At 62.3% G+C, this 21,999-nt stretch carries 17 protein-coding genes; 6 read left to right on the top strand and 11 right to left on the bottom strand.

Annotation, left to right across the window (positions count from 1 at the left end):
• Positions 1-42: 42 nt before the first annotated feature.
• Together FLQ44_RS15565 and FLQ44_RS15560 are read left to right on the top strand one after the other, a co-directional pair.
• Positions 43-1,923 carry an MFS transporter gene (locus FLQ44_RS15565; RefSeq protein WP_147695152.1) on the top strand — a complete coding sequence of 627 codons (1,881 nt, stop codon included), beginning with the start codon at positions 43-45 and terminating at the stop codon, positions 1,921-1,923.
• A gap of 128 nt (positions 1,924-2,051) precedes the next feature.
• Positions 2,052-2,432: a cupin domain-containing protein gene (locus tag FLQ44_RS15560; RefSeq protein ID WP_147695151.1), complete on the top strand. Its 381-nt coding sequence runs from the start codon at positions 2,052-2,054 to the stop codon at positions 2,430-2,432.
• 62 nt (positions 2,433-2,494) lie between these two features.
• Here FLQ44_RS15560 and FLQ44_RS15555 read toward each other — a convergent pair whose 3' ends face one another.
• From FLQ44_RS15555 to FLQ44_RS15545, 3 genes are all read right to left on the bottom strand, one after another.
• On the bottom strand, positions 2,495-3,232 hold the full coding sequence (locus FLQ44_RS15555; RefSeq protein WP_147695150.1) for a pseudouridine synthase: 738 nt from the start codon (positions 3,230-3,232) through the stop codon (positions 2,495-2,497).
• Between the two features lie 145 nt (positions 3,233-3,377).
• Entirely contained in the window at positions 3,378-3,926 is a 549-nt protein-coding gene (locus FLQ44_RS15550) for a YfaZ family outer membrane protein (protein WP_147695149.1), read from the bottom strand.
• 36 nt (positions 3,927-3,962) lie between these two features.
• Positions 3,963-4,598, bottom strand: a complete 636-nt coding sequence (locus FLQ44_RS15545) for a YceH family protein (RefSeq protein ID WP_147695148.1) — start codon at positions 4,596-4,598, stop codon at positions 3,963-3,965.
• Between the two features lie 152 nt (positions 4,599-4,750).
• Here FLQ44_RS15545 and FLQ44_RS15540 point away from each other — a divergent pair, with 152 nt between their 5' ends.
• Positions 4,751-5,512 carry a TlyA family RNA methyltransferase gene (locus FLQ44_RS15540; protein WP_147695147.1) on the top strand — a complete coding sequence of 254 codons (762 nt, stop codon included), beginning with the start codon at positions 4,751-4,753 and terminating at the stop codon, positions 5,510-5,512.
• A gap of 46 nt (positions 5,513-5,558) precedes the next feature.
• Here FLQ44_RS15540 and FLQ44_RS15535 read toward each other — a convergent pair whose 3' ends face one another.
• The gene (locus FLQ44_RS15535) at positions 5,559-6,041 is read right to left on the bottom strand and encodes a universal stress protein (RefSeq protein ID WP_147695146.1); all 483 of its coding nucleotides are present in this window, start codon (positions 6,039-6,041) and stop codon (positions 5,559-5,561) included.
• Positions 6,042-6,227: 186 nt separating this feature from the next.
• Here FLQ44_RS15535 and FLQ44_RS15530 point away from each other — a divergent pair, with 186 nt between their 5' ends.
• Positions 6,228-6,524 carry a hypothetical protein gene (locus FLQ44_RS15530; RefSeq protein ID WP_147695145.1) on the top strand — a complete coding sequence of 99 codons (297 nt, stop codon included), beginning with the start codon at positions 6,228-6,230 and terminating at the stop codon, positions 6,522-6,524.
• A gap of 59 nt (positions 6,525-6,583) precedes the next feature.
• On the opposite strand, the gene FLQ44_RS15525 is transcribed toward FLQ44_RS15530, so the two are convergent.
• From FLQ44_RS15525 to FLQ44_RS15515, 3 genes are all read right to left on the bottom strand, one after another.
• Positions 6,584-7,939: a glutamine synthetase family protein gene (locus FLQ44_RS15525; protein WP_147695144.1), complete on the bottom strand. Its 1,356-nt coding sequence runs from the start codon at positions 7,937-7,939 to the stop codon at positions 6,584-6,586.
• Positions 7,940-8,118: 179 nt separating this feature from the next.
• Complete coding sequence (locus tag FLQ44_RS15520; RefSeq protein ID WP_147695143.1) at positions 8,119-9,336, bottom strand: GGDEF domain-containing protein; 1,218 nt, start codon at positions 9,334-9,336, stop codon at positions 8,119-8,121.
• A 166-nt stretch (positions 9,337-9,502) separates the two neighbouring features.
• Positions 9,503-10,762: a glutamate-5-semialdehyde dehydrogenase gene (locus FLQ44_RS15515; protein ID WP_147695142.1), complete on the bottom strand. Its 1,260-nt coding sequence runs from the start codon at positions 10,760-10,762 to the stop codon at positions 9,503-9,505.
• A gap of 265 nt (positions 10,763-11,027) precedes the next feature.
• Here FLQ44_RS15515 and FLQ44_RS15510 point away from each other — a divergent pair, with 265 nt between their 5' ends.
• Positions 11,028-12,926, top strand: coding sequence for a propionate--CoA ligase (locus tag FLQ44_RS15510; RefSeq protein WP_147695141.1), 1,899 nt, complete (start codon positions 11,028-11,030; stop codon positions 12,924-12,926).
• 133 nt (positions 12,927-13,059) lie between these two features.
• Here FLQ44_RS15510 and FLQ44_RS15505 read toward each other — a convergent pair whose 3' ends face one another.
• From FLQ44_RS15505 to FLQ44_RS15490, 4 genes are all read right to left on the bottom strand, one after another.
• A complete protein-coding gene (locus tag FLQ44_RS15505; protein WP_206208912.1) occupies positions 13,060-14,688 on the bottom strand; it encodes a methyl-accepting chemotaxis protein in 1,629 nt (542 codons plus the stop codon).
• Between the two features lie 251 nt (positions 14,689-14,939).
• Positions 14,940-16,226, bottom strand: coding sequence for a DUF3422 family protein (locus FLQ44_RS15500; protein WP_147695140.1), 1,287 nt, complete (start codon positions 16,224-16,226; stop codon positions 14,940-14,942).
• A 172-nt stretch (positions 16,227-16,398) separates the two neighbouring features.
• Positions 16,399-16,839: a DciA family protein gene (locus FLQ44_RS15495; protein WP_147695139.1), complete on the bottom strand. Its 441-nt coding sequence runs from the start codon at positions 16,837-16,839 to the stop codon at positions 16,399-16,401.
• Positions 16,840-16,954: 115 nt separating this feature from the next.
• Complete coding sequence (locus FLQ44_RS15490) at positions 16,955-18,970, bottom strand: alkaline phosphatase D family protein (RefSeq protein WP_147695138.1); 2,016 nt, start codon at positions 18,968-18,970, stop codon at positions 16,955-16,957.
• 257 nt (positions 18,971-19,227) lie between these two features.
• On the opposite strand from FLQ44_RS15490, the gene secA reads away from it, so the two are divergent.
• Positions 19,228-21,930 (top strand): preprotein translocase subunit SecA, encoded by a 2,703-nt coding sequence (gene secA / locus FLQ44_RS15485; RefSeq protein ID WP_147695137.1) that lies wholly within the window; start codon positions 19,228-19,230, stop codon positions 21,928-21,930.
• The last annotated feature ends 69 nt before the right edge of the window (positions 21,931-21,999 follow it).

Below are 21,999 nucleotides of genomic sequence, written 5' to 3'. Positions count from 1 at the left end.
ATCAGCCCATCGTCCCTTTGGACTCGCGAAAGACTCGCCCCCATGGCGCACCACCCGAACCAGTTTGACCTGCTACGCACGCGGCGCTTTGTGCCGCTGTTCATCACCCAGTTTTTTGGTGCTTTCAACGACAACCTGCTGAAAAACGCCGTGGTGGTGCTGATCAACTTTCACGGCATGCAAATGCTGGGGCTGGCCCCCGAGCTGATGATCCAGCTGGCCGCCGCGCTGTTCATCCTGCCGTTTTTCCTGTTTTCCGCCACCGCCGGCCAGCTGTGCGAAAAGTACGACAAGGCCACCATCGCACGGGTGGTCAAGCAGATGGAAATCGCCATCATGCTGGTAGCCGCACTGGGCTTCTGGCTGCATAACGGCGTGATACTGATGAGCACCATCCTGCTGATGGGCATCCACTCCACCCTGTTTGGCCCGCTGAAATTCAGCGTGCTGCCGCAATACCTGAAGCCGCAAGAGCTGGTGGGCGGCAACGGCCTGATCGAAATGGGCACCTTCGTGTCCATCATCCTGGGGCAGGTAGCCGGCACCGTGCTGGTGAACGCCGACCCCAGCCGCATGACCCTGATCGCCGCCCTGCTGGCCTGCGCGCTGGCCGGCTATGCCTCGGCCCGCGCCATGCCGCCGGCGCCACCGACTGCGGCCAACCTGCCGATAGACTGGCACATCGGCCGCCAGACCTGGGCCATTCTTTGCGAAGCCAAACAGAACCGTGCCGTGTGGCTCTCGCTGCTGGGTATCTCGTGGTTCTGGTTTCTGGGCGCCATTTACCTGTCCAAGCTACCTACCTACGCCAGCGACGTGCTGGGCGGTGACGCCAGTGTGTACACCCTGCTGATGACACTGTTTTCGCTGGGTGTGGGGCTGGGCTCGATGCTGTGCGAGAAGCTATCCGGCAGCAAGGTAGAGCTGGGCCTGGTGCCCTTTGGCTCACTGGGGCTGTGCCTGTTTGGTATCGACCTGTACTTTGCCACCCCGGCTGCTGCCGCACAGACGCTGGACTGGCTGGCTTTTGTGCGCGACATCGGCCACTGGCGCCTGATGGCAGACTTCACCCTGATCGGCATCTTTGGCGGCTTCTATATCGTGCCGCTGTATGCGCTGATCCAGAGCCGCTCCGCCCCGGCCTTCCGCTCGCGCGCCATTGCGGCCAACAATATCCTGAACTCGCTGTTCATGGTGGCCAGCGCCGCCTTTGCCGCCATCCTGGCAGGCATGGGGGTCAGCATCCCTACCGTGCTGCTGATTGCCGCCCTGCTGAACCTGCTGGTCGCCGCGTACATCTACAGCCTGCTGCCCGAGTTCATGATGCGCTTCCTGGTGTGGATCGCCACCCACACGCTGTACCGCATCCGCCACGAGGGGCTGGAGCACATCCCGGAAGAAGGCCCCTGCGTGCTGGTCTGCAACCACGTCAGCTTCATGGACGCGCTGATTCTGGCTGGTGCCGTGCGCCGCCCGGTGCGCTTTGTGATGGATCACCACATCTTCAAGGTACCGCTGCTGAACTTCGTGTTCCGCACCGCACGGGCCATCCCCATTGCCCCGGCCAAGGAAGACCCGCAAGCCAAGGCGCGGGCGTTTGATGCGGTAGCCGCCGCGCTGGCCGAGGGCGAAGTGGTGTGCATCTTCCCCGAGGGCAAGATTACGTACGATGGCCAGATCAATCCGTTCAAGAGCGGCATCGAAGAAATCGTGGCGCGCACGCCAGTACCGGTGGTACCCATGGCGCTGTGCGGCATGTGGGGCAGCTTTTTCTCGCGCCGCTACGGGCCGGCCATGCTGAGCTGGCCACGCCGCGCCTGGTCGCAGATCGCGCTGAAAGCTGCTGCACCGGTACCGGCAGCCCAGGTCACCGCCGCCGGGCTACAACAAGCCGTTAGCCAGCTGCGCGGCGACTGGCGCTAGGCACGCGGTGGCGCCGCGCCAGGTACCCGGTGGCGCCGCCCAAGGCTTGCGGCCAACCTTGGGCTGTGCCACAGTGTCAAACATAATCAACAGCTTGTACAAAGATACCAGTACAGAGGAGTAGGGCCGTGTCGAGCGCCAATGAGATTGTGTTATTTCACCACCAGGACATTACCCCGGATACCTTTGCCGCCCCGCAAGAGCGCCGCCTCAGTGGCGAATGCGAACAAAGCGTGGAGCTGCACTACAGCGACCCCACCGGCCAGTTTCATGCCGGCCTGTGGTCGGGCGGTGTCGGTGCCTGGCGCGTAAAATATACCGAATGCGAATTCTGCACCCTGCTGGAAGGCCATGTGCGCCTGCTGGGCGACGACGGCAGCGTGGCCGACATCCGCGCCGGCCAGCATTTTGTGATCCCCGCCGGTTTTGAAGGGGTATGGGAAGTACTGGAGCCCGCCAAGAAAACCTTTGCGGTGTTCGAAGAAGACCGCCTGGCGCACAAGGAATAAGCTGCTACCATCACCACAAGCAAAAGCCCCGGTCACACGACCGGGGCTTTTGCTTTTCTAGCCTAGAACTTCTCGCTCTCCAGCAAGTAGCGCCACTGCCCCTGCTGCAAGTCGCCCAGGCGCACACGGCCAATGCGGATGCGGTGCAGGCGCTCGATCTCCAGCCCTACTGCGGCGCACATGCGCTGGATATGGCGGCGCTGCTGCTGGCGCAGTACAAAGCACAGCTGGCGGTCGCTCTGGCGGCTGACACGGGCTGCGTCCAGGGTGTCGCCGTCTACCTGCACGCCTTTACCCAGCGTGGCCAGCTGCTCGGCCGTGGCGGGGGTTTTCAGCCACACCAGGTATTCCTGTTCGCACTCGCCGGCTAGCAGCTTGCGCGCCACGCGGCCATCTTGCGTCAGCACCAGCAGGCCGGAGGCGTCTACGTCCAGCTTGCCCGCTGCGGCCAACTTGTGCTGGTGCTTTTTCAGGAACATCACGCCGGAGCGGTCTTGCTCGGCACGGGTTTCCGGCTTCACCAGCAGCCAGGCCGGGCGCTCGCCCTGCATCTCGGCCGGGCCACTGACAAAGCCTACCGGCTTGTACAGCAAAATGGTCACGCGCTCGGCCTGCACGTTCAGCGCGCCGCTTTCCAGCGTCACGGTCTGCTCGGGGCGCACGCGGCTACCCAGCACGTTGACTACCACGCCATCTACTTTTACTAGCCCCTGCTCGATGAATTCGTCCGCTTCGCGGCGGGAGCATAAACCCAGCTCGGTCATGCGTTTGGACAGGCGGATGGTGTTGTCGTCGCTCATGGCGCATACCTCTAAACATTCAAGCGGGGATTATCGCTGCTTTTGCCGCTGGCGCGGTGGGCAATACCGTACCCGCAGCCAAAGCAGCCGCAAAAAACCCCCTCGGTATACCCGGGGGGGTTGTCAGCCTGGTCATGCTGGCTGATCAGAACGCTGCCGACACACCGGCATACGCGCCGTCAGCCAGCTTGATGTTGCGGCGGCCATCTTCACGCTTTACTTCTACCATGCGGTAGCCTACCTCGATACCCACCATTTTCAACGGGCTCCAGCGCACGCCTGCCATGGTGTCGATCACTTCTTTTACCGTGCCGCTGCTGGCACCGGCGCCAGCGTAGAAGCCATGCACAAAGGCCTCGGTACTCATGGGCAAGTCCACGGTGAGTCGGCCGCCGGCCATGGCGGCGGTAGCCTGGCCATTGGCTTCCAGGTACACCAGCTTGCCGCCCACATCGACGCGCAGCAGCATCGGTACCGGCAGGCCTACCATGATGCCTGCAGCGCCAAAGCTGGGCTTGTCGCCCAGTTTGTCCTTGTTATCCGATTTGACATAGTCCAGCGCCAGGCCAGGGCCCAGGCCGGTAGGCATGCGGGTCACAAAGCGGTATTCGCTACCGGCAGCAAGGGTGGTGTCGCCAGCGTGGGCGGCAAAGGGCATGGCCAGCAAGGCGGCCAACAGGGTGTAACGTGTCATTATCGTTATCCGTTAATCATGAAGAGCGCCGCCATATTACGCGCTCGGCTGCTGTGCCTCCAGCGCTTCGATGCGCTGCAACATGGTGGCCAGCTGCGCTTCCAGCTGGGCCACCCTTTCCTGCAAGGCGGGCTCGTCAGACACAGCGCTTGCCGGGTTGGACTGCGCCTGCGCTGGCGGGTGTAGCAAGTGAACCCAGCGGGCTTCGCGCTCGCCAGGCTGGCGCGGCAGTTTTTCTACCAGTGGCGGGTACTTGTCTGCCAGCGCCGCCAGCGCGGTTTCCACTTCGTCCACGCTGGAAAAACTGTAAACACGGCCAGCACGGGTGCGCAGCTCGGCGCTGGTCTGGGCGCCACGCAGCAGCAGCAGGCCCAGTGCGGCCAACCTGGCCCCCTCGATATTCCAGGCGTAGCTCAGCCGGTGTTCGTACTTGGCCACGCGGCTGCCTGCCGGTATGCGCTCGGCCACCAGCTTTTGCGCCATCAGCTCGTCCAGCGCGCTGCTGATATCCGCCTCGCTCAGGCTCAGTACCGGGTCGCGGCTGGTGAGCTGGTTGCAGGCAGACTGCAGGGCATTCAGGGTGAGCGGGTAGCTGTCGGGGGTGAGCGCCTGTTTTTCGATCAGTGCGCCCAATACGCGCACGGTGTGCGGATGCAAAATCAGATTGTCCATGCCGGCACCTGTCAGGGGTGAAATGCGGGGGTTGAAATAGCAATAAATGAATGCATCATCGCACTGCTACCGCGTACGGCCAAGCCTGCCTTGACAGTACAGGGCAGATTGCGCACCCTTGCGCGGTTTTGTACTGGCAGCAGGGGGCAGCAATGAAGCGCGTGGATCTTCTCTTGGTAGAACAGGGCCTGGCCCCGTCGCGTACGGCAGCACAGCAGTTGATCGAAGCTGGCCGCGTGAGCGTGGCAGAGGCCGCAGGCACGCGCGTGATCGGCAAGGCCAGCCAGAAGCTGCCGGACGATGCCGTATTCCATATCGTGCCGGACGAAGCCGACCGCTATGTATCGCGTGGCGGGCTGAAAATGGCCGGCGCGCTGGCGGCGGCCGGCCTGCACGATATCCAGGGCTGGCGTGCGCTGGACGTGGGGCAATCCACTGGCGGCTTTAGCGACTGCCTGCTGCAGGCTGGCGTATGCCGTGTGGTGGGGGTGGATGTCGGGCACGACCAGTTGGCCGCACGGCTGCGCAGCGACGCGCGCGTGCGCTACTTTGAAGGGGTGAATGCCCGTGCGCTGGACCACGCCGCCCTGCTGGCGGCCAACGATGGCGAAGCCTTCGACCTGATGGTGTGCGACGTATCGTTTATTTCGGTGGCGCTGATCTACCCTTCCGCGCTGCCGCTGATCCGCCCGGGCGGCTATTTGCTCAGCCTGGTAAAACCGCAGTTCGAGGTGGGGCGCGAGGGCCTGGGCCACGGCGGTATCGTGCGCGATGCCTCGCTGTATGCCGGCGTGGAAGACAAGATCAGCCGCTGCGTGGCCGAGCTGGGCTTTGACAAGCTGGGCTGGTTTGATAGCCCCATCAAGGGGGGCGACGGCAACCACGAGTTTTTCATCCTGGCGCGCCGCCGCTAGCTTTACCTTATGCCGTAGCCGCCGCAGGCACACGCTGCGGCCAACCTTAGCCTGCGCTTGGCGCTGCGCTGTCGTCTTCCGGGTTACGCACCACCAGCAGGGGCAAGGTGCTCTTGCGCAGTACCGACTCGGCAAAACTGCCCAGCAGCAGGTGGCGCCAGCCACGATGGCCGTGGGTACCGATCACCAGCAGGTCGGCCCCCGCTTCTGCCGCAAAGTCTACCAGCTGCCCGGTGGCCGCCTCGCTACCCTGCGGCGCTTCCAGCAGCTGCTGGCTGATGTCTTTTACGCCATGCTGGCGTGCATAAGTCGCCGCCTCGTCCAGCACACACTGTCCTTGCTTTCTGGCCTCGTCGTACAATGCTTGCGTATCCAGCAAGCCCGCACTTTCTACGGCAAAATCGTGCAGGCAGATCACATGCACCAGCGAAAGATGGCTATTGGCCGCCGCGGCAATACGTACGGCTTCGACCAGTGCAGGGCGGGCGTTATGGCTGCCATCCAGTGCAATTGCGAGGTGTTTGTACATGAAACTCTCCTTAGCAGTGGGTGTCTGATGTTTATCCAGATTGTGCTACACCGGCGCGGCAGCACCCTATGACTGCTTCGACCTTGCTTGATCTGGTGCAAATGCTTTCGATTTAGTACTTCTACTAATAATCAACCTGGAGCAATTCAATTATCATGGCAGGCAGTTTATCTAACGGAGGCTGATGTGCTGGGACTCTTCATTCTTGTCGTCTGTTTTCTTTTTGCCGGGCTGGTCTGGTATTTTTACCGCCAGGGCAAAAAACAGAAAAACAATCCCCCCAGCCGCACCCTGTACGCCGCCCACACCCAGTGCCGTGTACTGACGCCCACCAGCCACATGACTGGCGAGGCCTACGGCAAGCTGCTGCGCGCCGCCCAGGGCGACCGCCAGCAGGTAGAGCTGTGGATTGTGGAAGCGCAGTGCAACCTGACCGGCTACACGCGCAGCGAGATCATCGAGCTGCTGGCCAAAGAACGCTAGCCTGCCACCCACCCCGCATGAAAATGCCCCGCATCGCGGGGCATTTTGCATGGCTGCCATCAAGCCAGCACGCCCAGATAGCGGCGTTCCCAGGCGGTGATTTCATTGTGGAAGCTGGCCAGCTCTACCTCTTTCACCGCCACATAAGCCTGGCTGAATGCCGTGCCAAACAGCTGCCTGGCCGCCTCGCCTTGCTGCATGCGATCCAGTGCGGCATCGAGCGTACGTGGCAGCGTATCGCCGCTGTCCGGCTGCAAAAACACATTACCGCTTACCGCCGGGGCGGGCTGCAGGTTTTGCTCCATCCCCAGCAGACCTGCGCCCAGGCTGGCGGCCAGCGACAGGTAGGGGTTGGCGTCGCAACCGGGCAAACGGTTTTCCACACGGCGTGCCTGCGGCGCCGACAACGGTACGCGCAAACCTACCGAGCGGTTATCCACCCCCCAGCTCAGGTTCACTGGCGCCGCCAGGTTTTTGACAAAGCGGCGGTAGGAATTGGGGCTGGGGCAATACAAGGGCATCAGCTCGGCCAGATAGCGCTGCATGCCGGCAATGAAGCCATAAAACAGCGGGCTTTCGCTGCCATCGGGCAGGCTGAAAATATTGCGGCCGTCGCGGCCCACCACGCTTTGGTGCAGGTGCATGGAGCTACCCGGCTCACCCGCCAGCGGCTTGGCCATGCACACCACATTCAGGCCGTGCTTGTTGCCGGTTTCTTTCAGCAGGGTCTTGAACAGAAAGGTCTGGTCGGCCAGCGCCAGCGCATCGCCGTGCTTGAGGTTGATCTCGAACTGGCTGGGGCCCATCTCATGCACCCAGGTATCGGTGGCGATACCCAGCATCTCGCAGCCACGGTAGACATCGTCAAAAAACGCTTCCAGGTCGTTCAGGGTGCTGAAGCTGAACGAGTCGAAGCCGCGCTCGCGCCGGCCACTGCGCAAGGCCGGTGGCTGAAACGGCGCATCGCTATCAGGGTTGGCCGCAAACAGATAAAACTCCAGCTCGGGCGCCACCACCGGCGCCCAGCCATGGGCGGCGTAGCGCTGTAGCACTTGTTTCAACACCGTGCGCGGCGCAAGCGGCGACAGGCTGCCGTCGTGATCGACACAGTCACACAGCACCAGCGCCCGCGGCGTGCTGGCCCAGGGCAGCTGGCGCAGGGTGGCCATGTCGGGCAGCAGGGTGACATCGGGGTCTTGTTCGCCATAGAAACGGTAATCGGGGAACTCGCCTATGCAGCTCTGTATCGCAACGGCACGCGCAATGCGCAGCTGTTGGCCATCGATGAAAGCCTGTCGTGGCAAGGTTTTGCCGCGGGCAAAGCCGGTAACGTCGGCAAAAGCCAGCTCGACATCACGAATACCCAGCTGGCTTAGCCATTGCGCCTGCTCGGCGTGCGGTACGGGGTGGGACATACGGCATCTCTCCTGTTATGGACCTGGCCAGGGTGGCTGGCAGGCGCGCTATGCAGGCAGTATGCACGCAGCTATTCCGCAATCAAGCACATTGTTCCGCCCAGCAGAACTGTTTAAAAAATTAAGCCCAAAGTACAGCCTGACCGGGTATCCACGCCACAGTGATGCCCTGCCCGGCTTTACTGCAAAGCCGAGCACTGATTGCGGCCCAGGCGTTTGGACTCATACATAGCCTGGTCGGCGCGGCATAGCCAGTCGTGCAGGGTGTCGCCTTCTTTGAGCTGGGTCACGCCAAATGAAGCGGTGACAGCCAGGGAAAAGGGGTCGGGTAGCAGCGGGCTGGCCGCCAGCACCGCACACAGCCGCCTTGCCAGCACCGCCGCCTCTTGCAGCCGTGTACCGGGCAACAGGATGATGAACTCTTCGCCACCAAAGCGTGCCAGCAGGTCGTTTGGCCGCAGCTGTGCTTCCAGCCGGCGCGCCATGGCGACCAATACTTCGTCACCGGTATCGTGGCCATAAGAGTCATTGATCATTTTGAAGTAGTCGATATCCAGCATGATCAGGCTGCAGATCTCTTGCCCGCTTTCCCATTTCGCCAGATAGTCGTTCAGTGCGGCAATCGCGGCCCGCCGGTTGGGCAGCTGGGTCAGCTCATCCTGGTGAGCCATGCTGCGAATGGTGCCCAGGGCAGCCTGTAAGCGGGTGTGCTCTGCTTGCAGGGCAATGAGCGACTGCTCTGCCCGCGTATTGGCATCCAGCAGCGCGTCGGTAAGCATCCGAGCCTGCAAGGCTGCACGGACACCCCGCACCAGCTGGCGGTTCACCACGCCGCTGTAGACAATCAACAGCAAGGCGTACAGGGCACCGGCAATGGCGACATACACGTCCAGTGGTTGCGGGTGAAATACGGCGTACAACAAGACGGGCAAGTAGATGCCCAGCAGAAAGGTCACGACCGATGTCCAGAACATCGAGTGCACCAGTACCACCATGGCGCAGATACCGCTGAGGATGATGTACAGCATCATGCCGAATACCGGCGTGGCAATGGGCATCAGGAACCAGACGCTCGCCCCCCAGCCCAGCCCCAGCAGGCATTTGGAACCCAGGTGAAGGTGCACCCAGCGCTGCTTGTTGGCTGGCTGCGCCTCGGCCAGTGCCTGGGGCAGACAGCAGGCCAGATTGACGATGACGATCAGGGTAATCAGCACGCTCCAGACGTACAGCGGCTGTACATCTGCCAGGTGCTCGGCATGGCTCAGATACAGCAAGAGCGCCGCAGCCACCGGTGTAGACAGGCTGGCCACAAAGCTACGCCTGGCAACCAGCCGGATGCGCTCGCCAAGCACCGCATCGGCAAGCAGGTGGTCGTCCACCTGGACTTTCGCAGACATGCTGACCCCCTTGTGCAAAACGGGCCGGCATCCGCCAGCCACGATACGCGGCACAGCCAGGGCCCGGCCATGGCGGGCGGGCCTGCGCTTACGCTAGGCGCGGGTACTTTGTCGTGCCAGGGCGGCTGCGCTGGCCGCCCCTTGCCTGCATCATGGCGCGACGTGGCTAGCCACGTACCTGGCCGTCGCCCAGCACGATCCACTTCTGGCTGGTCAGGCCGTGCAGCCCTACCGGGCCACGGGCATGGATCTTGTCGGTAGAGATGCCGATTTCGGCGCCCAGACCGTACTCGAAACCATCTGCAAAGCGGGTGCTGGCATTCACCATCACGCTGGCCGAATCCACCTCGCGCAGGAACTGGCGCGAACGGGCATAGTCATCGGTCACGATAGCGTCGGTATGATGGCTACCGTAATGGTTGATGTGCTCGATGGCATCGTCGATACCGCCCACCACCTTGATGGCCAGAATCGGTGCCAGGTATTCGGTGCCCCAGTCATTGGCGGTAGCCGGTACGACCTTGTCACCCAGAATGCCGCGTGTGCGTTCGCAACCACGCAGCTCTACACCCTTTTCCCAGTACGCTGCGGCCAACCTTGGCAGGATGAACTCGGCAAAGGCGGTGTGCACCAGCAGGGTTTCCATGGTGTTACAGGTACCGTAGCGGTGGGTTTTGGCATTCAGCGCAATATTGAAAGCCTTTTCCGGGTTGGCCGTGTCATCGATATACACGTGGCAGTTACCGTCCAGGTGTTTGATCACCGGCACGCGGGCATCGCGGGTGATGCGCTCGATCAGGCCCTTGCCACCACGTGGCACAATCACATCCACAAACTCGGTTTGGGTAATCAGCTCGCCCACGGCGGCGCGGTCGGTGGTTTCCAGCACCTGTACTACGTGCTGCGGCAGGCCGGCCACACGCAGGCCCTCGTGCACGCAGGCGGCAATGGCCTGGTTGCTGTGGAACGCTTCCGAGCCGCCACGCAGAATCACCGCATTACCCGACTTCAGGCACAGGCCGGCGGCGTCGGCAGTCACGTTAGGGCGCGCTTCGTAGATGATGCCGATCACGCCCAGTGGTACCCGCATCTTGCCCAGCTGGATACCGGACGGGCGGTAGCTGAATTCGCCCATTTCGCCTACCGGGTCGGGTAGCGTGGCAATCTGGCGCAGGCCTTCTGCCATGCCGTGCACGGTTTTTTCCGACAGGGTCAGGCGGTCGATCATGGCCTCTTCCAGGCCGTTTTTGCGCGCAGCCTCCAGGTCCAGCATATTAGCCGTTACCAGGCGCTCCAGGTCGCGCTCGATGGCATCGGCCATCGCGTGCAGTGCTTTATTCTTCTGGTTGGTATCGGCGCGGGCGATGGCTCGGCTTGCCTTGCGGGCGGCCTGGCCGACGACATTCATATAGTGCTTAACGTCCATGGTCTTGTCCTGAAATACATGTGGTGTCCCTAGCTTTCAGAGTAATCCAAAGCAGGGGGATTCGGCCAGTGTTCATATCAAACCCTACCGGTACTACGACGGTTCCACTTTATGGCAAGCCTTGGTTTTATCGGTATTTATACAACGCTGTTAAGCAAACACCCGGCAGATACCGCACCGCACGATTGACCACTATCGTGCTTACTCCTTATTTTGTCCGACAAGCAACCGCTTGACAGATGCACAAGACCTTCAGGAGACCGGCATGACCCCGTACCAGGCGTTTTATCAGCAGTCCATCAACGAGCCCGAAACGTTCTGGGGAAGGGAAGCCAGCCGCATCCACTGGCACCAGCCATTCGATAAAGTACTGGCGTACGATAAGCCACCGTTTCGCGAATGGTTTGTCGGTGGCCTGACCAACCTCTGTTACAACGCGGTAGACCGCCACCTGGCAGAGCGCGCCGAGCAAACCGCGCTGGCCTATGTGTCCAGCGAAACCGGCATCGAAACCGGCTACACCTTCCGCGAGCTGCATGAAGAAGTGGCCCGCTTTGCCGCCATCCTGCAGGCGCAGGGCGTGGCGAAAGGCGACCGCGTACTGATCTACATGCCCATGATCCCCGAAGCCATCTTTGCCATGCTGGCCACCGTGCGGCTGGGTGCGGTGCACTCGGTGGTATTCGGCGGCTTTGCCCCGGCCAGCCTGGCCACCCGTATCGAAGACGCCAGCCCCACCGTGCTGGTGACGGCCGACGCTGGCATGCGCGGCGGCAAGGTGATTCCCTACAAACCGCTGGTGGACGAGGCGCTGGGCTATGCCGGCGCCAGCGCGCCCGGTAAGGTGATTGTGGTGAACCGCGGCCTGGCCGAGGCCCCCATGATGAAACCGGGCCGCGACCTGGACTATGCCAGCCTGCGCGAAGCGCACCTGCACGACCGTGCCGAGGTGACGTGGGTGGAATCCAGCCACCCCAGCTACATCCTGTATACCTCCGGCACCACCGGCAAACCCAAGGGCGTGCAGCGTGACACCGGTGGCTACGCCGTGGCGCTGGCCGCCAGCATGGAATACATCTATGGCGGCAAGCCGGGCGAGTGCTACTTTTCTACCTCCGACATCGGCTGGGTGGTAGGCCACTCCTACATCGTGTACGGCCCGCTGATCAACGGCATGACAACGCTGGTATACGAGGGCCTGCCTATCCGCCCCGACGCCGGTATCTGGTGGCAGCTGGTGGAGAAATACCGCGTCAGCGTGATGTTTTCTGCCCCCACTGCCATCCGTGTGCTGAAAAAACAAGACCCGGCGTGGCTGCACAAACACGACCTGTCCAGCCTGCGCGCGCTGTTTCTGGCCGGCGAGCCACTGGACGAGCCGACCGCCAGCTGGATTGCCGGCGAGCTGGGCATCCCGGTGCTGGACAACTACTGGCAAACCGAAACCGGCTGGCCCATGCTGACCCTGTGCAACGGCGTAGAGAAAAAAGAGGTGAAATTCGGCAGCCCCGGCCTGCCGGTGTACGGCTTCAACGTGAAGCTGTTCAACGAAAGCACCGGCGCAGAGGTTGGCCCCGGCGAGAAAGGCGTGATCGGCGTGATACCGCCGCTACCGCCAGGCTGCATGAGCACGGTATGGGGGCAGGACCAGCGCTTTGTAGACACCTACTTCAGCCTGTTCAAGGACAAACTGGTGTACTCCAGCTTCGACTGGGGCATCCAGGATGAAGACGGCTACTACACTATCCTTGGCCGCACCGACGACGTGATCAACGTCGCCGGCCACCGCCTGGGCACGCGCGAAATCGAGGAAGCGGTCAGCAGCCACAGTGCCATTGCCGAAGTAGCCGTGGTGGGCGTGGAAGACAGCCTGAAAGGCCAGGTGCCCAAGGCCTTTGCCGTGGTGAAAAACCCGGCCATCCTGGACGACCCGGCCAGCCGGGCCGCGCTGGAAAAAGAAGTCATCACCCGGGTGGCCGCCCAGCTGGGTGCCATTGCCAACCCGGCGCGGGTGTACTTTGTGAACCAGCTGCCGAAAACCCGCTCCGGCAAGGTGCTGCGCCGCGCCATCCAGGCGCTGGCCGAAAGCCGCGACCCGGGCGACCTCACTACCCTGGACGACCCGGCAGGTATCGAACAAATCCGCCAGATCATCCAGCAGTAATAGCAAGGGCGGCCCAGGCCGCCGGCTCCCCTTGGCTCCCCCTGTATCGAGGCAGGGGGAGTTTTTTTTGCGGCCACCCATGCAAAACCCCGGCCGCAGCCGGGGTTTTGCATGGGTGGCATAGCCCGCCGGTTTACATCTTGAAGGTTGCTACCACGGCACTCAGGTCCTGCGCGTGTACGCTAAGCTGGCCCGCTGCTGCAGCGGTCTGGTCTACCGTGCCCTGGTTGGTTTCAGTCATGGACGAGATCACTTCGGCACGCTGGGCAATATCGCGTACCGCCAGCTGCTGTTCGCCCAGCGCCAGCGCGACCGATTCGATATGGCGGCTGATGTTGGCCGCATTATCACGAATCCCTTCAATCGCCTCGCTCGCCAGCCGGCTTTGCTCCACACCGCCTTGCGTGGCCCTGACGCTGTCCTGCATGGTACCCACCACTTCGTGCATGCCATGGCTGAGGTTGTCGATCTGGCGGCTGATATCCACCGTGGCCTGGCTGGTTCGTTCGGCCAGCTTGCGTACCTCGTCTGCCACCACGGCAAAACCGCGGCCGCTTTCGCCGGCACGGGCGGCTTCGATCGCCGCATTCAGTGCCAGCAAATTGGTTTGGTCGGCAATATCGTGAATCGTCTGGGTAATACTGGCGATGGTACGGGTTTGCGTACTCAGGCCATCCAGTGCTCCCGCAGCACCGGAAATATGGCCGGCAATGCCGCGGATATCGTCTGCCGACTGGCGTATCAGGCCGGCACACTGGTTCACAGCCGCATCGGCGTGGTGCGCCTCTTGCTCTACGTGGCGAATCTGGTCGGCCAGCTGGCTGATGCTCTGCAAGACCTCTTCTACCGATACGGCTATCGCGCGCGAGGCTTCACTTTGGGCATGCGAGGCATGCTGTACATTGTGTGCCGAACGCGACAGATCGCCCGCATTGCCGTGTATCTGGCTGGCCAGGTCGCGAATACGGCCGGTGATGTCACGCAGCTTGTCCTGCATATCCGACAACGCACCCATCAGGCTGTTTTCGCGCCCGGCCGGCACCTGCAGCGCATGGCTCAGGTCACCCGCGGCGATATAGCGTGTCTGGCGCATGGCCTCTACCGGCTCGCCACCCAGGCTGCGGAACACGCGGCGGTACTGCAGCACCCCGCCCGCGGTGACCAGCAGAATCAGCAAGGCACTACTGAGCAGCAAACTGGTTTGCGCCGAGGCGATCTGTGCTTCGCTATCGCTCACGACCTGCTGCAGGTTCTGCTCTACCCGGCCATGCAAGCCGTCCAGTTTTTTAGTCAGTGCCTCGGCTCGCTCGTCAAAGCCGGTACCGGGGGCTTTCATCATGACATTACCCGCCTCACGCCCCTGGGTGATGTAAGTCTCTGCCATCTGCTGGCCTACCTGATAAAAGGTATCCAGCAGCTGCCGGGTAGCCTGGGCATCCTCCGCGTAAGCTGCATCCAGCTGCTTGATCTCGTCCAGCTTGCTGACGGCTACCTGGTAGTGTTCCTTCGCATCGCCAAAACCGTCGCGCTCACCGGTAGCACTGGAGTCGGTGAGAAACTGCTGAATCTGCACCACATGGAAACGCAGGTCGGCCATGCGGTCAGCCAGGCCATCGGCTATCTGGTGCTCGTAGCGGCTGTTGGCCATGATCTTGTTCAGGCCAATCGTCACCATGACGGTCTGGGCAATGGCCAGCAGGACAGTGACCACAACAAAGCTGATCAGCAGCGGGCGCAATTTGCGTGAGGAAGAAATAGACATCGGCGAGGCTTGCAAGAAGATTAACGCGGCTATTGTGAGGGTTTTTGCCTGGCAGCGCTTGTGCTATCAGGCCGGTGTTTGATCTGCGGCCAACTTCTATAAACGGCCTGTCGCCGCCTGCGTCAGCCGGTAGGTGGGCGCCACGGGCAGATTGCACCCGCTATTGCGCTGGGCTGAGCGTGCCATGCCAAAAACAAAGGGGCCGGCACACGCTAACTACGCCATGCCCGCCCCTTGGTGCCAGTATTTGCCTAGCCGTGTTGCAATGTCTTTTTTACGCGACGCATGCCCAGCCACACCAGCATGGCCACGGCGGGAATAGCCAGACCGGTCAGCAGCTCGGTGTTCAGGTGCAGGCCTGCGGCCTTGCCCGCTTTGAACAGATAGCCCAGCAGCCCCACGGCGTAATAGGTAAGTACACCAACAGACAGGCCTTCTACCGTTTCCTGCAGCCTCAGTTGCAGCTCGGCACGCCGGTCCATACTGGCGAGCAGGGCACGGTTTTGCGCCTCGTGCACCACCTCTACCCGCGTACGCAGCAGCGCTGTGCTGCGCTGCAGGCGCGCCATCAGCCGTTCTTGCCGCTGCGCAGCGGTTTCACAGGTTTCCATGGCGGGGGCCAGGCGGCGTTCCATGAATTCATAAAACGGCTGCAGGCCGGATAGCCGCGTTTCGCGCAGCTCGGCAATACGCCGTGCCACCAGCTTGTAGTAGGCACGGGCAGCGGCAAAGCGGTACTGGCTTTGCGCAATCAGCTGCTCGCCCTGCGCGGACAGGTCGGTGAGCTCCTCCAGCATGGCGGCGTCGTGCGCGCTTTGCTGCGCCATGTGCAGGGTGACGCTGCGCAGCCGGGTACCCAGGCGGTCCAGCTCGCGCATCTGCCGTTTGGCCTCGGGCAGCGCCAGCAGCGCCAGCAGGCGGTAGGTTTCCATTTCGAACAGGCGCTGCATCATGCGGCCAGACTGCGAGGGGCCCATGGCACGGTCGATCACCACGTAGCGGCTAAAGCCTTCTGCCAGCCGCGGGTCGGGGTGCAGGCGCAGGTCGGTATAGGCCACACCGTTGCCATCGCCGATTTCGGCGCCAATCAGCTCCTGGCCGCCAAACCAGCGCTGGGCAATCTCCGGCGCGGGGGCTTCTTGCGAGGCCGGCAGCAGCACGGCATGCATGGCCACCATCACCGCGCCCGGCAGGCTGCCCAGCCAGTCTGCCGGCAGGCGGTCCAGCGCGGTGCGCTCGAATGGCTCGACAAAATCGCCACCCAGCACAAAGGTGTAGCGGGCAAATTCGGTATGCAAGGCCCAGCGGATGGTGAGGTCACCGGCCACGCCGGTGTAGTGCATCTGGCCGTCGTCCAGCTGCGGCAGGCCCATGCGCTGCAGCAAATCCTGCAAGGCGCTGCGCTGCGGCGCTTCGGCTTCGTCGAAAAAGAGGGTGAGTGTGGTCAGCCGCGCCGGTGACGGTATGGCGATCGGCGGGCGCGCGTGCGCCTCGTCGTTCAGGCTGCGGCGAAGAGGGTGCGTATTGAGCGTGATCATCTGTTTGTGGAATCCCTGATTGCGAAGCTCTGCGGCTTCTGCAAGGCAGCTTACCTGCTGCCACGCTGGCGGGCTAGCCAGGCCACACAATGCGGCGCTGCCCAAGGCTTTACCATGCAAGGATCACGCCAGCATGACAGGCTGGCTACGCGAGGGTTGGCCGCAGGCGCGGCTAGCGTTCGTTCTCGCTACCGCGATGATGGCGCAGCAGCTTGCCCAGCGCTTCTTTCACTACCGGGTTGCGGATCTCGCCGGCCGCGCGGGCAAAGGCGTCCAGCCCGGCATCGGACAGCTGGAATGATTTGCTGCGTACGGGTTTGGGCGGGGTGGGCAGCACCTTCACGCGCAGGGTCTGCACCGGGTAGCCCTGGCGGGTCAGCGGTGCCACTACGCTATTGCCCAGCATGCGCAGGCGGGCGGCGACCGTGCTGTTGTGCGCGTACACCACCAGCTCGCCATCACGAAAGCAGGCTACCTGGCAGTGCTGGCCCAGCATGCCGGGCAGCAGGCGCTTGAAGGCGCGGTCCAGCTGCAAGATGGCGTGGGCGGCGGCGGTCAGGTCGGCCAGGCGGGCGTCGCGTTTGCTGAACTGGCTAAGTGGCTGGCTGCTCATGGCAAAAGGGCAAATAAAAGCATGGATGCAGAGTGTAGCCCATCTGCCCGGCGGTGATGGCCGAAAAAAGACCGCCAGCCCAGGCGGGGTGGCGGCCAGGCGCGTAGCTGATCGCTTAAGGCAGGACCGTTACCGACGGGCTACCGGCCACCACCTCCAGCTGGGTGGTACTGCGTGTGGCGGGCTGCGCCGGGGCCACGCCTGCGCTGAGGGTTTTCAGGGTATGAAAAGCGCAGCTGAGCTTGGCGGGCGTGAGCGTGACCAGCGCATAGCCTTGGGCGTCGGTGTTGGCCACTTTCAGCCACGGGTTAAAGGTAGTCAGTGTGCTATTGAAGGTATTGGTGCGCACGCCGTTTTGCTCGGTGTAGATCAGCGGCTTGGTTTTGCCGAAGCTGGCGCTGCTGTCTACCACGCTCTCGAAATAGCTATAGAAAGAGTTACTGGAGATACCGGCGGTGACCAGGTCCACCATCACCGGTAACGGGCTGGCGGCGTCGTAGTCGTCCATCACGCTACCGGCAAAGAAGGCGTGGATGTCACCCGTGAGCGCCACCACATTGCCGATGGCATTGTCTTTCAGATGCTTCATCAGCGCCTTGCGCTCGGCGTTGTAGCCATCCCATTGGTCGGCATTCAGCAGGAACACATCAAAGAACTGTGCGGCAGGCAGTGCGGCGTCTAGCTGCGGTTTGATACCGGCGTCGAATGCGGCGTTGCTGATGCCCAGATTGGCAAACAGCGCTTTGGTACCGGCGTAGCTGGGCGCGGGTGCCTGCGTGGCCTTGCTGGCACTGGGTACCGCAGCGGCAGCGGTGGTGAGGTCGGCCACCAGGGCGTTCATCAGCTGGTTTTGCAGCGCGGCCAGGCCAGCGTTAGCCGCAATCAGCCCTTGCACCATCAGGCCAGCCACGGCCTGGGTACCGTCTACCTGCATGCGCAGCAGCGACACTTCGTTACCCCATAGCTTCCAGGTGGTGTTGGCCGCGCTCATCTGGTCTTTCCACCACTGGCGCTGGGTGCTGCCCAGAATGGACACTGGGTCCAGGCTGCCACTGGCCGCGCTCATCTTCTGCCCTTCTACCGCGGCCAGCGTGGATTTGGGCACAAAGTAGCGGCTGCCGATCTCGCTGCCGGCACCCAGCTCGGGGATAACGTGGTCGGCGCGGTACAGGCGCTGGTCGGTCATCACCAGCGTGGCCAGGTTGCCAAAGCTGAACTGGCGGTAGATCTGGATGTTCTGGAACGACGGGTTGGCCGCATCCAGGCTCACATCGGCCGGCATGTACTCAAACCAGGCCTGGTTGGCATCGCGGCGGCGGCTGGTCACTTTGGCAGCGTCTTCGCCGGTAGCGTAGTTCTGGCGGTCTTGCCAGGCGTCGTCGCTGAATTCGTGGTCGTCCCATACCGCAATAATGGGAAACGCCGCGTGCAGCGCCTGCAGGCGGCTGTCGCTGCGGTAGGTTTTGTACAGGGTGCGGTAATCGGCCAGCGTGTTGGCGTAGGTGGCGCCATCGCTGCGCTTGATGCCGTCCGGCAGCTTGATCTGGCTGTGGCGGCTTTCCACCTTGCCGGTCTGGAAGGCCGCGCCCACGGTTTCGTAAATGTAGTCACCCAGGTGCACGACAAAATCCAGGTCCTGCTGCAGCAGCTCGTCAAACGCCGCCCAATGGTTCACGCTCCAGTCCTGGCACGAGATAAAGGCAAATTTCAGCTGCGACACCGGCGTACCGGCAGCCGGTGCCGTCTTGCTGCGGCCAACCTGGCTCACGCTGCTGCCCGCGCGGAAGCGGTAGTAATACGTGGTGCCCGGCTGCAGTGCGGTCACTTTATGGCGCACGGTGTAGTCCCACTGCGCCTGGGCGGTCACGGTGACACTGTGCAGAATGCTGGCAAAGCTTTGGCTGGTGGCGATTTCGATGGTAACCGGGGTGTCGGCTACCGCATCGCCCAGGCGTGTCCACAGCACCAGGCTAGCCGGCTGCGGGTCGCCCGAGGCCACGCCCTGCGGGAAGGTATAGCTGCGCTCAGGCTCGCTGCCCCCGCCACCACTACCAAAACAGCCCGTTAGCCCCAGCGTAGCGGCAGAGGCAGTCAGGAAACTGCCCGCTTTCAGGAATTGTCTGCGATCCATGTGTTTCTCCTCGTGAGTCTTGTTATCTGTCGTTACAACAGGGCAATGCCAAACAGGCTAACCTTGCTGCATGACACGGCGTTTACGCTCATACGTTTGTTTAGAGCAAATAGCCTAACAAGGCAAATCAGGCTTCAACACTGTTCCAATGCACAGGCACTTGATACCGGTCAGCAATGCCCCCATTAAAAGAAGGTTTGCCTGTGCTACACTTTTAGCCATTTTTATCGGCCCGCTGGCCGCTGGATGTCCACACGATGATTTCGACGCTTCTCAAGAAAGTATTCGGCAGCCGCAATGAACGACTGCTCAAGCAATATCGCCAGGTCGCCAACCGTATTAACGGTATGGAAGACGCCATGAAGGCACTGTCGGACGAGCAGCTGGCGGCCAAAACCACCGAATTCAAAGAGCGTCACGCCAAAGGCGAAAGCCTGGATGCCCTGCTGCCCGAAGCGTTTGCTGTGTGCCGCGAAGCCTCGCGCCGTGTGCTGAACATGCGCCACTTCGACGTACAGCTGATTGGCGGCATGGTGCTGCACCACGGCAAGATTGCCGAAATGCGTACCGGCGAGGGCAAAACCCTGGTGGGCACCCTGCCGGTGTACCTGAACGCCATCGCCGGCAAGGGCGTGCACGTGATTACCGTGAACGACTACCTGGCCAGCCGCGACGCCGGCATCATGCAAAAGCTGTACAACTTCCTGGGCCTGACCGTTGGCGTGAACCTGTCGCAAATGCAGCACGACCATAAAAAAATGGCCTACGGCTGCGACATCACCTACGGCACCAACAACGAATTCGGCTTCGACTACCTGCGCGACAACATGGTGTTCAGCCTGCACGAGAAAGTGCAGCGCGAGCTGAACTTTGCCGTAGTGGACGAGGTGGACTCCATCCTGATCGACGAAGCGCGTACCCCGCTGATCATCTCCGGCCCGGCCGAAGACAACGTGGACATGTACCGCGCCATGAACGCCGTACCACCACTGCTGAAAAAGCAGGAAGCCGAAGACAGCGAAGGCGATTACTGGGTAGATGAAAAAGCCCACAGCGTGCTGCTGTCCGAAGCCGGCCACGAGCACGCCGAAGCCATCCTCACCCAGATGGGCCTGCTGGGCGAAGGCGATAGCCTGTACTCTGCGGCCAACATTACCCTGATGCACCACCTGAACGCCGCGCTGAAAGCCCACGCCCTGTTCCACCTGGACCAGCACTACGTGGTACAGGAAGGCGAAGTGGTGATCGTGGACGAATTCACCGGCCGCCTGATGGCCGGCCGCCGCTGGTCCGACGGCCTGCACCAGGCCGTGGAAGCCAAAGAAGGCGTACAGGTCAACCGCGAAAACCAGACCCTGGCGTCCATTACCTTCCAGAACTACTTCCGCCTGTACGGCAAGCTGGCCGGCATGACCGGTACCGCCGATACCGAGGCCTACGAGTTCCAGAACATCTACGCGCTGGAAACCGTGGTCATCCCGACCAACCGCCCGATGATCCGTCAGGACCATCAGGACAAGATCTACCGCTCGGCGCGCGAGAAATACAACGCCATCATCAGCGATATCCATGACTGCGTCAGCCGCGGCCAACCTGTGCTGGTGGGTACCACCAGCATCGAAAACTCCGAGCTGGTATCGCAGCTGCTGACCCAGGCCAACATCGCCCACAATGTGCTGAACGCCAAGGAACACGCGCGTGAAGCCGAGATCGTGGTACAAGCCGGCCGCCCCGGCATCGTGACCGTAGCCACCAACATGGCCGGCCGGGGTACCGATATCGTGCTGGGTGGTAACCCGGAGCCGGAAATCAAGGCCATCCAGACCGACGACAGCCTGAGCGACGCCGAAAAAGACAGCCGCATCGCCACCATCCGTGCCGAATGGCAGATCCGCCACGACGCCGTACTGGCCGCCGGCGGCCTGTACATCATTGGTACCGAGCGCCACGAATCGCGCCGTATCGACAACCAGCTGCGTGGCCGCTCCGGCCGCCAGGGTGACGCCGGCGCCAGCCGCTTCTACCTGAGCCTGGAAGACCCGCTGCTGCGCATTTTTGCCGGCGACCGCGTGGCCATGATCATGGACAAGCTGAAAATGCCGGATGGCGAAGCCATCGAGCACCCATGGGTATCGCGTTCCATCGAAAACGCCCAGCGCAAGGTAGAAGGCCGTAACTTCGACATCCGCAAACAGCTGCTGGAATACGATGATGTGGCCAACGACCAGCGTAAAGTGATCTACCAGCAGCGTAACGAAATCCTGGAAGACCAGGACGTGGCCGCCATCATCACCCACATGCGCGAAGGCGTACTGAGCGACGTGGTAGACCTGCACATGCCGCCGGACTCCATGGAAGAACAGTGGGACCTGCCGGGCCTGGAGCGCACACTGGAAAGCGAATTCCAGCTGCACGCCCCGGTAGCCCAGTGGATGCAGGCCGAGCAGTCGCTGGATATCCCCGATATCAAGCAGCGCATTCTGGACCTGGCCGCGGCCAGCTACGCCGAAAAAGTGGCCCTGGCCAACGAAGAATCCATGCGCCAGTTCGAGCACGGCCTGGTACTGCAGATGCTGGACAACAACTGGCGTGAACACCTGGCAGCCATGGACCACCTGCGCCAGGGTATCCATCTGCGCGGCTACGCACAGAAGAACCCGAAGCAGGAGTACAAACGCGAGGCGTTCGAGCTGTTCTCCGACATGCTGGAGCGTGTGAAGCGTGGTGTGGTCAGCGTGCTGATGACCGTACAGGTACGCAGTGAAGAGGACATGGAAGCCGTGGCCCCGCACGAAGTGGCAGGCATGGAAATGCACCACGACGACGCGCCAAGCGCCACCGAAGGCAACCCGTTCTCGCCGGAAGCCCTGGCCTCGCAAGGCCTGCGCGTTGGCCGCAACGACCCTTGCCCATGCGGCAGCGGCCAACGTTACAAGCAGTGCCACGGCAAGCTGGCCTGATCGCTACCCTGCCCTGCAAAAACCGGCGCCCCGTGCGCCGGTTTTTTTATGCCGGCCCGCCGCAGCCAG

It is taken from the genome of Vogesella mureinivorans (assembly GCF_007644035.1).
Taxonomy (GTDB): domain Bacteria; phylum Pseudomonadota; class Gammaproteobacteria; order Burkholderiales; family Chromobacteriaceae; genus Vogesella; species Vogesella mureinivorans.
This window is presented reverse-complemented; position numbering and strand designations above follow the sequence as displayed.

What these genes read in the sequence shown, in the direction of transcription:
- FLQ44_RS15540 (WP_147695147.1), top strand. Translation starts at nt 4,751, where the DNA reads ATGAAGCGCGTGGATCTTCTCTTGGTAGAACAGGGCCTGGCCCCGTCG.
- FLQ44_RS15505 (WP_206208912.1), bottom strand. Translation starts at nt 14,688, where the DNA reads ATGTCTATTTCTTCCTCACGCAAATTGCGCCCGCTGCTGATCAGCTTT.
- FLQ44_RS15510 (WP_147695141.1), top strand. Translation starts at nt 11,028, where the DNA reads ATGACCCCGTACCAGGCGTTTTATCAGCAGTCCATCAACGAGCCCGAA.
- FLQ44_RS15520 (WP_147695143.1), bottom strand. Translation starts at nt 9,336, where the DNA reads ATGTCTGCGAAAGTCCAGGTGGACGACCACCTGCTTGCCGATGCGGTG.
- FLQ44_RS15565 (WP_147695152.1), top strand. Translation starts at nt 43, where the DNA reads ATGGCGCACCACCCGAACCAGTTTGACCTGCTACGCACGCGGCGCTTT.
- FLQ44_RS15545 (WP_147695148.1), bottom strand. Translation starts at nt 4,598, where the DNA reads ATGGACAATCTGATTTTGCATCCGCACACCGTGCGCGTATTGGGCGCA.
- FLQ44_RS15490 (WP_147695138.1), bottom strand. Translation starts at nt 18,970, where the DNA reads ATGGATCGCAGACAATTCCTGAAAGCGGGCAGTTTCCTGACTGCCTCT.
- FLQ44_RS15500 (WP_147695140.1), bottom strand. Translation starts at nt 16,226, where the DNA reads ATGATCACGCTCAATACGCACCCTCTTCGCCGCAGCCTGAACGACGAG.
- FLQ44_RS15495 (WP_147695139.1), bottom strand. Translation starts at nt 16,839, where the DNA reads ATGAGCAGCCAGCCACTTAGCCAGTTCAGCAAACGCGACGCCCGCCTG.
- FLQ44_RS15515 (WP_147695142.1), bottom strand. Translation starts at nt 10,762, where the DNA reads ATGGACGTTAAGCACTATATGAATGTCGTCGGCCAGGCCGCCCGCAAG.
- FLQ44_RS15535 (WP_147695146.1), bottom strand. Translation starts at nt 6,041, where the DNA reads ATGTACAAACACCTCGCAATTGCACTGGATGGCAGCCATAACGCCCGC.
- FLQ44_RS15555 (WP_147695150.1), bottom strand. Translation starts at nt 3,232, where the DNA reads ATGAGCGACGACAACACCATCCGCCTGTCCAAACGCATGACCGAGCTG.
- secA (WP_147695137.1), top strand. Translation starts at nt 19,228, where the DNA reads ATGATTTCGACGCTTCTCAAGAAAGTATTCGGCAGCCGCAATGAACGA.
- FLQ44_RS15550 (WP_147695149.1), bottom strand. Translation starts at nt 3,926, where the DNA reads ATGACACGTTACACCCTGTTGGCCGCCTTGCTGGCCATGCCCTTTGCC.
- FLQ44_RS15525 (WP_147695144.1), bottom strand. Translation starts at nt 7,939, where the DNA reads ATGTCCCACCCCGTACCGCACGCCGAGCAGGCGCAATGGCTAAGCCAG.